The sequence below is a fragment of the Amycolatopsis sp. NPDC049159 genome, from assembly GCF_040648295.1.
Taxonomy (GTDB): Bacteria; Actinomycetota; Actinomycetes; order Mycobacteriales; family Pseudonocardiaceae; genus Amycolatopsis; species Amycolatopsis pretoriensis_A.
Genome location: NZ_JBEZDL010000002.1, coordinates 590,559 through 597,773 on the forward strand (window position 1 = coordinate 590,559; position 7,215 = coordinate 597,773).

A 7,215-nucleotide genomic window follows, 5' to 3' on the forward strand; every position below is an offset into this window, starting at 1 on the left:
TCACCCCGTGTCCGATCCGGTGCGCATCCCCGTCGCCACCGCCCACCCGTACGACGTCGTGGTCGGCCGCGGCCTGCTCGGCGACCTGACCGCGCAGCTGGCCGACGCCTCGAAGATCGCGCTGATCCACCCGCCCACGCTGACGACCACGGCCGAGGCGATCCGCGAGGAGCTGATCGCGGCGGGCCTGGACGCGCACCGCGTCGAGATCCCGGACGCCGAGGACGGCAAGGCGCTGACCGTCGCGAGCTTCTGCTGGGAGGTGCTCGGCCGGATCGGGCTGGACCGCCGCGGGGTCGTGGTCGGGCTCGGCGGCGGCGCCGTCACCGACCTCGCCGGGTTCGTCGCGGGCACGTGGATGCGCGGCGTCCGGCTGATCAACGTGCCGACCACGCTGCTGGGCATGGTCGACGCGGCGGTCGGCGGCAAGACCGGCATCAACACCGAGGCCGGCAAGAACCTGGTCGGGGTGTTCCACGAGCCGAGCGCGGTGTTCGTCGACCTCGCGACGCTGGAGACGCTGCCGCCGAACGAGCTCGTCGCCGGCATGGCCGAGGTCGTGAAGACCGGCTTCATCGCCGACCCGCGGATCCTCGAGCTGATCGAGGCCGGCCCGGCCGCGGCGCTCGACGCGAGCGGCGACGTGCTGGCCGAGCTGGTCCGCCGCTCGATCCAGGTGAAGGCCGACGTCGTCGCGGCGGACCTGCGCGAGTCCGACCTGCGGGAGATCCTCAACTACGGCCACACCCTCGGCCACGCCATCGAGCGCCGCGAGCGGTACCGGTGGCGCCACGGCGCCGCGGTGAGCGTCGGGCTGGTGTTCGCCGCCGAGCTGGCGCGCCTGGCCGGGCGCCTCGACGACGCGACGGCCGAGCGCCACGCGTCGGTGCTGAAGCTGATCGGCCTGCCGACGACGTACGACGCCGACGCGCTGCCGCAGCTGCTGGAAACCATGAAGGGCGACAAGAAGACCCGGTCCGGGGTGCTGCGGTTCGTCGTCCTCGACGACCTCGCCAAGCCCGGCCGGCTCGAGGGCCCGGACCCGTCGCTGCTGGCGGCCGCGTACTCGGCGATCGCGGCGGACGCTCCGAGGAGCGGCGGGAGCATCCTCCTGTGAAGGCGTTCGTGTTCAACGGCCCCAACCTGGGCCGGCTCGGCAAGCGCGAGCCGTCGGTCTACGGCTCGACCACCCACGACGACCTCGCCGCGCTGTGCGTCGCGACCGGCGAGGAGCTGGGGATCGAGGTCGAGGTCCGCCAGACCGACCACGAAGGCGAAATGGTCGGCTGGCTGCACGAAGCCGCGGACGGCGGTCATCCGGTGGTGCTCAACGCGGGCGCGTGGACGCACTACTCGATCGCGGTGCGCGACGCCGCCGCGCAGCTGTCCGCCCCGCTGATCGAGCTGCACATCTCGAACGTGCACAAGCGGGAGGCGTTCCGGCACCACAGCGTGCTTTCGGACATCGCGACCGCGGTGATCGCGGGCCTCGGCGTCGACGGCTACCCGCTCGCCCTGCGCTGGCTCGCCGCCCACCCGGGATGACGCTGCCGACGTTGACCACGTCGCGGCTGACGCTGCGGCAGCTGGTCGAGGCCGACCGCGAAGCCGTCGTGAAGGTCTTCTCCGACCCGAAGATGAGTCGCTTCTTCGCGGCGGACTTCTCGGACCCGGCGTCGGCGAGCGCGATGGTCGACCGCCGCCTGACCTACCGCGGCCCGGCCGGCCAGGGCCACTGGGCGATCGAGCGCGACGGCGAGGTGATCGGCGTCGCGCACCTGCGCCCGTCGAGTGAGCTGCCCGGCGGCGTCCCCGAACTGGGCTACTACGTGGCGAGCGCCCACGCCGGCCAGGGCCTGGCGACCGAGGCCGCCCAGGCGGTGCTCGACCACGGCCTGGGCGTGCTCGGCCTCCCGGCGATCTGGGCCCTGGTGCACGAACACAACGCGGCGAGCCGCAAGGTGGCCGCGCGCCTGGGCTTCCTGGACGTCGGCTCCGGCATCCACTACGGCGACCTCCACCGGGTCCTGGTCACCCTGCCCACCGCCCACGGACGGCCGCACCACATCGAGCTGTGGGTCCCGGACCTCGCCGAAGCGGAGCGAAGCTGGGGCTGGCTGCTGGGTGAGCTGGGCTGGCGGGAGTTCCAGCGCTGGCCCGCGGGCGTCAGCTGGCGCCTCGGCGGGACGTACCTGGTGGTGGAGGCCTCACCGGCGCTGAGCGCGACGAACCACGAACGCACCCGGCCGGGCCTGAACCACCTGGCGCTCCACGTGGCCACCCGCACCGAGGTCGACGCGCTGACAACCCGCGCACCCGACCACGGCTGGCGTCCGCTGTTCGCGGACCGCTACCCCCACGCGGGCGGCCCCGCCCACTACGCGGCCTACCTCGAGAACGAGTCCGGCTTCGAGGTGGAGCTGGTCGCGTCGGAGGGCGCCCCACCGGAGAAGTAACCGGGCGGCGGGTACCCGGGGCGCCCGCACGCGATGGCTCACCGGCGGGAAATGCCTGGGGGCGTGCCGAGCCGACCGCACGGCGGGGGCTTCAGCCGGGCCGTCACCGCGGATCGACCGGGCCGGTCCTGAGCGACTGCCGCCCTAGCGGGGTTCCCGCCGTGCTCGACCGCGGATCGAGCAGGCCGGGCTGAGCCTGCCGGCTTTCGCCCGCGCATGATCGCTCGTGGCTCGAGCCGCCCGTGCTCGTCGCCGGGTGCCGGCGGACGGGTCCCTCGCTGCCGCGTTCGCGAGACCCCATGCTCCGAAGCGGCTGGCAGCGCCACCGACCACCGTCGAGGGTGACGCCCGGTAGCCGGATTTCGATCACCCCAGCCTCTTCCGGGCCCCAGCCCCTCGCGATCGGGGGACCGTCGAGCGGGAGCGTCCTCACCCGTACGGGGCCACTCTCGCTACACTCCGATGTCGTGCGCCCGTTTCGTCGTGGGGGTCGGCGACCCGCTCGTGCCTTGCTCGCCAGTGTGCTGGCCGGGCTGCTGGTCGCGGGCTGCACCGAGGGTTACGCCCAGCCGCAGGCCGCCGGGGAGCAGCCCGCCATCGCGGGTGGCCGGAGCGCGCCGCGGCCCGCCGATGTCGCGCTCGCTTCCGGGGAACCGCGGCAAAGCGGGGGTGTGATCGCCGCCGGGGGTGCGGATGCCGTCTACAACTACGGGCCCACCGTGATGCTCGATCGGGGGCAGACGCGGATGTGGTGGTGCAGCCAGTACGGCGGGGCCGGGCCCGCGGGCGACGACATCCTCTACGCGCAGGCGCAATCCATGGACGGGCCGTTCACCGGACCGGGTGGCGGAATCCCCGCGGCCGTCTTCTCCGGGGCGCCCGGGCAGTTCGACGGCATGCACACCTGCGACCCGTCCGTGCTGCGCGTCGGCTCGACCTACTACCTGTACTACACCGGCGCGGCGGGCGAGCACGCGCTCGGCAACGCCATCGGCCTCGCGACCAGCCCCGACGGCGTGCACTGGACGCGCGCCGCGGGCGGGAAACCGATCCTCGGGCCGTCGCACGACGTGCACCGCGCGAACGTCTACGGGGCCGGCCAGCCGTCCGTCGTCTACCTCGACGGCTGGTTCTACCTGATGTTCACCGACACCACCGGCCGCGCCGCGGGGTGGAACGGGGCCGGGCAGTTCGTGCTGCGCTCGGCCGATCCGGCGTTCGGGTCCGGGGTGCAGGCGCTGGACGTCGGCGGGTTCGTGCCGGTGACGTCGACGGCGGCGCCGCGCGGGCGGTCGATCGTCGACGGGTTCAGCGCGGACCTGATGTGGGTGGGCGCGCTGGACGCGTTCGTCGTCGCGCACGAGACCGACGGCGGCACGACCCTCACGTTCTGGACGCCGGACTTCACCGAGAACCCCTTCCGGCCGGTGCTGATCCCCGGGCCGTGGAAGGAAGGGCCCGGGCTGGTGCGCCGGGCCGACGGGCACGCGCCGCTGTCGTCGGCCGACCCGTGCGAGCGGGTGCCGTTCGACGTCGTCCGCGCGACCACCAACGGCGGTGCCCCGACCGACCTGCGCCACTTCGGGCTCGACCTGCTGGGCAGCCAGGCGTGCGGCGACCCCGGCCGGACGGCGGCGACCTTCGACGGCGTCACGATGCCGTCGCCGGAGCGGACGATGGACCTGGTCCGCGCGGGGGTGCGGGTCCGGGTGGACCGCCGCGCCGTGGCGGTGGCGCTGGCCGGTGAGGTCCTGGACAAGGCGCCCGCTGCGGTGACGGCGCTTCCCCTCGCCGCGCGGCTGCGCTCGGGGGCGGAGGCCGTGCAGGCGCCGGGCAAGGGCTTCGCGTTCGTGCTCGACGACAAGAAGCGCTGGCGGGTCCCGGACGGCGGCATCGTCGGCAACAACGGCTCGGCCGCGCGCGCAATCACCGCCGCCGAGTGGGACGGCTACCCGAAGGGCCGCTCGCTGGTGGGCTAGGAGCTCACGCCGTCCTCGGAAGGGGGCTGGGAACGCCCGATCCGGCCGCCGACGAACAGCCCCAGGCCGGCCGGGATCAGCACCAGCAACGCCGAAAACGCCGCCCCGCCGGTCAACGCGCCGCCGAGTTCCGACACCCCCGTCTGGTCGACGAACACCGCCCGGCCGATCACGTACAGGATCCCCGCCACCGGGCCCGTGACCAGTGCCGCGATGAACCACACCCGGCCGCGGTCGGGGAGGCCCCGCCATGCGTCCAGCGCGCTCCACAGCGCCGCCGCGCCGACCAGGACTGCCAGGGCCAGGGAGACCACCAGCGTCTGGTCCGTCGGGTGGTAGACGGCGTACTTGGCGAGGAGGGTGATGGCCGCGCCGTGCAGCACCGCCATCCCGAGTCCGCGAATCACCCAGGCGCTCATCTTGCGGAGTGTAGGCGGCCTACTGGCCAGTCACCTGACGGCCGGGCAACTAGGGTGGGACGCGTGCCGGATACCCATGAACGACGTCGCGCGGCGCTGCGCGGGCTCCTGACCGGAGCCGGTGTGGACGCGCTGCTGGTCACCGATCTGCTGAACATCCGCTACCTGACCGGGTTCACCGGGTCGAACGCCGCCGTGCTGGTGCACGCGGGCGGGGACGCGCGGACCCTCTTCTGCACCGACGGCCGCTACACCACGCAGGCCGCCGGGGAGGTGCCCGACCTCGAAACCGTCGTCGACCGGGCCAGTGCCGCCGCCCTCGTCGCGAAGGCGGCGAAGGACCCCAAGACCTACTCGCGGGTCGGGTTCGAGAGCCAGCACGTCAGTGTCGAGCAGTACGAAGCGCTCCGGCAGCGCGTCGAGCTCCAGCGGACGCCCGGCCTGGTCGAGCAGCTGCGCGTGGTCAAGGACGAAGCCGAGATCGAGGCGCTGCGCCAGGCGTGCGCCGCCGCCGACCGGGCGCTGGCCGACCTGGTCGCCGCGGGTGGCCTCCGGCCCGGGCGGACCGAGCTGGAAATCGCCCGTGACCTGGAGAACCGGATGCTGGAGCACGGCTCGGAGGCGCTCAGCTTCGCCTCCATCGTCGCCGCCGGCGCGCACTCGGCCATCCCGCACCACCAGCCGACGCACGCCGAGCTCGAGCGCGGTGACTTCGTCAAGCTGGACTTCGGCGCCACCGTCGACGGCTACCACTCCGACATGACCCGCACGTTCGTCCTCGGCGAGCCCGCGGACTGGCAGCGGGAGGTCTACGACCTCGTCCACGCGGCGCAGGCGGCCGGTGTCGACGCCGTCGTGCCGGGCGCCGAAGTGTCCGAAGTGGACGCCGCCGCGCGCCGGGTGATCGCGGACGCGGGGCACGGCGAGCACTTCGCGCACGGCCTCGGGCACGGCGTCGGCCTGCAGATCCACGAGGCACCGAGCTTCGCCGCGACGGGCGTCGGTACACTGTCCGCCGGTATGGCGGTCACCGTCGAGCCCGGCGTCTACCTCGCGGGGCGCGGTGGCGTGCGCATCGAGGACACGCTCGTCGTGCGGGCTGGGGAGCCCGAACTCCTCACCCTGAGCACCAAGAACCTCGTGGTCGTCTGACAGCGGCCCCGAACCCGAAGACACAGGAGACTGCAAGCTCGTGGCCACGACCAACGACCTGAAGAACGGGCTCGTCCTCAACCTCGAGGGCCAGCTGTGGACCGTCACCGCGTTCCAGCACGTCAAGCCGGGCAAGGGCGGCGCCTTCGTGCGCACGACGCTCAAGCACGTGCTCACCGGCAAGGTGGTCGACAAGACGTTCAACGCGGGCACGAAGGTCGAGACGGCCACGGTGGACCGCCGGAACATGACCTACCTGTACAAGGACGGCCAGGACTTCGTGTTCATGGACGGCGACACCTACGACCAGATCACCGTGCTCGCGGCGGTCGTCGGCGACAACGCCAACTACATGCTCGAGAACACCGAGGTCCAGGTCGCGGTGCACGAGAACGAGGCGCTCTACGTCGAGCTCCCGACCTCGGTCGAGATCGTCATCCAGCACACCGACCCGGGCCTGCAGGGCGACCGCTCGACCGGCGGCACCAAGCCGGCGACGCTGGAGACCGGCGCGGAGATCCAGGTCCCGCTGTTCCTGTCGACCGGCGAGAAGATCAAGGTCGACACGCGTGACGGCCGTTACCTGGGCCGCGTCTCCAGCTGATGCCGACTTCGAAACCCCACCCGAACCGCGGCGGCGCGATCAGCCGCAGGCAGGCGCGCCGTCGCGCGGTGGAAATGCTGTACGAGGCCTCACAGCGGGACGCCGACGCGGTGACGCTGCTGGCCGACCGCGTCGGAGCGACCGAGGTCGACCCGATCGGGGACTACACGATCGACCTGGTCGAAGGGGTCACCGCCCGCCGGGCGGCGATCGACGAGCTGCTGGCCGAGCACGCGCAGGGCTGGACCCTGGAGCGGATGCCGAAGGTCGACCTCGCGGTGCTGCGGGTCGGTGTCTACGAGCTGCTCTGGGCCGAGGACGTGCCGGACCCGGTCGCGATCGACGAGGCCGTCGGCCTGGCGAAGGAACTTTCCACGGACGACTCGCCGCGGTTCGTCAACGGCGTGCTGGGCCGGATCGGCACCATCGCCGACCGCCTGCGCGCCGTTCTCTAGACCCCGCCTGGCCCCCCGGTCAGGCGGTTCCGGTCAGCTGGGTTCGCGCTCAAGGCCCTTGCGGCACAAGCCCTTTCGAACGTCCGGACGGTCACTCGGATCGGCGGCGGGCACGCACCGGCCGCGGCGTCCCGGCCTGCGGCGCGGGGC

At 73.1% G+C, this 7,215-nt stretch carries 8 protein-coding genes; 7 read left to right on the forward strand and 1 reads right to left on the reverse strand.

Going from position 1 to position 7,215, the window contains the following annotated elements; all coding sequences use genetic code 11:
- Nucleotides 1-7: 7 nt before the first annotated feature.
- The 4 genes from aroB (at nucleotide 8) to AB0B33_RS06010 (ending at nucleotide 4,435) form a co-directional block, all read left to right on the forward strand.
- Nucleotides 8-1,117 carry a 3-dehydroquinate synthase gene (gene aroB / locus AB0B33_RS05995; protein ID WP_360767389.1) on the forward strand — a complete coding sequence of 370 codons (1,110 nt, stop codon included), beginning with the start codon at nucleotides 8-10 and terminating at the stop codon, nucleotides 1,115-1,117.
- Nucleotides 1,114-1,545, forward strand: coding sequence for a type II 3-dehydroquinate dehydratase (aroQ, locus tag AB0B33_RS06000; RefSeq protein WP_247011660.1), 432 nt, complete (start codon nucleotides 1,114-1,116; stop codon nucleotides 1,543-1,545). The genes aroB and aroQ overlap by 4 nt, the downstream gene beginning before the upstream one ends.
- Nucleotides 1,542-2,456, forward strand: a complete 915-nt coding sequence (locus tag AB0B33_RS06005) for a GNAT family N-acetyltransferase (RefSeq protein ID WP_360767392.1) — start codon at nucleotides 1,542-1,544, stop codon at nucleotides 2,454-2,456. Before aroQ ends, AB0B33_RS06005 begins: the two co-directional genes overlap by 4 nt.
- Before the next feature lie 509 nt (nucleotides 2,457-2,965).
- Nucleotides 2,966-4,435: a beta-xylosidase gene (locus AB0B33_RS06010; protein ID WP_360767395.1), complete on the forward strand. Its 1,470-nt coding sequence runs from the start codon at nucleotides 2,966-2,968 to the stop codon at nucleotides 4,433-4,435.
- On the opposite strand, the gene AB0B33_RS06015 is transcribed toward AB0B33_RS06010, so the two are convergent.
- Entirely contained in the window at nucleotides 4,432-4,854 is a 423-nt protein-coding gene (locus tag AB0B33_RS06015) for a B-4DMT family transporter (RefSeq protein WP_360767398.1), read from the reverse strand. The two genes, AB0B33_RS06010 and AB0B33_RS06015, sit on opposite strands and share 4 nt — an antisense overlap.
- A 63-nt stretch (nucleotides 4,855-4,917) precedes the next feature.
- Here AB0B33_RS06015 and AB0B33_RS06020 point away from each other — a divergent pair, with 63 nt between their 5' ends.
- From AB0B33_RS06020 to nusB, 3 genes are read left to right on the forward strand one after another with little or no spacing between them, the layout of a single operon-like run.
- Nucleotides 4,918-6,006 (forward strand): Xaa-Pro peptidase family protein, encoded by a 1,089-nt coding sequence (locus AB0B33_RS06020; protein ID WP_360767401.1) that lies wholly within the window; start codon nucleotides 4,918-4,920, stop codon nucleotides 6,004-6,006.
- 40 nt (nucleotides 6,007-6,046) lie between these two features.
- On the forward strand, nucleotides 6,047-6,610 hold the full coding sequence (gene efp, locus AB0B33_RS06025; RefSeq protein WP_155542394.1) for an elongation factor P: 564 nt from the start codon (nucleotides 6,047-6,049) through the stop codon (nucleotides 6,608-6,610).
- Complete coding sequence (gene nusB, locus AB0B33_RS06030) at nucleotides 6,610-7,065, forward strand: transcription antitermination factor NusB (RefSeq protein ID WP_247011652.1); 456 nt, start codon at nucleotides 6,610-6,612, stop codon at nucleotides 7,063-7,065. Before efp ends, nusB begins: the two co-directional genes overlap by 1 nt.
- Nucleotides 7,066-7,215 lie beyond the last annotated feature (150 nt).

Excerpts from the sequence above, each read along its gene's own strand:
- AB0B33_RS06005 (WP_360767392.1), top strand. The coding sequence starts at position 1,542 with ATGACGCTGCCGACGTTGACCACGTCGCGGCTGACGCTGCGGCAGCTG.
- AB0B33_RS06015 (WP_360767398.1), bottom strand. The coding sequence starts at position 4,854 with ATGAGCGCCTGGGTGATTCGCGGACTCGGGATGGCGGTGCTGCACGGC.
- nusB (WP_247011652.1), top strand. The coding sequence starts at position 6,610 with ATGCCGACTTCGAAACCCCACCCGAACCGCGGCGGCGCGATCAGCCGC.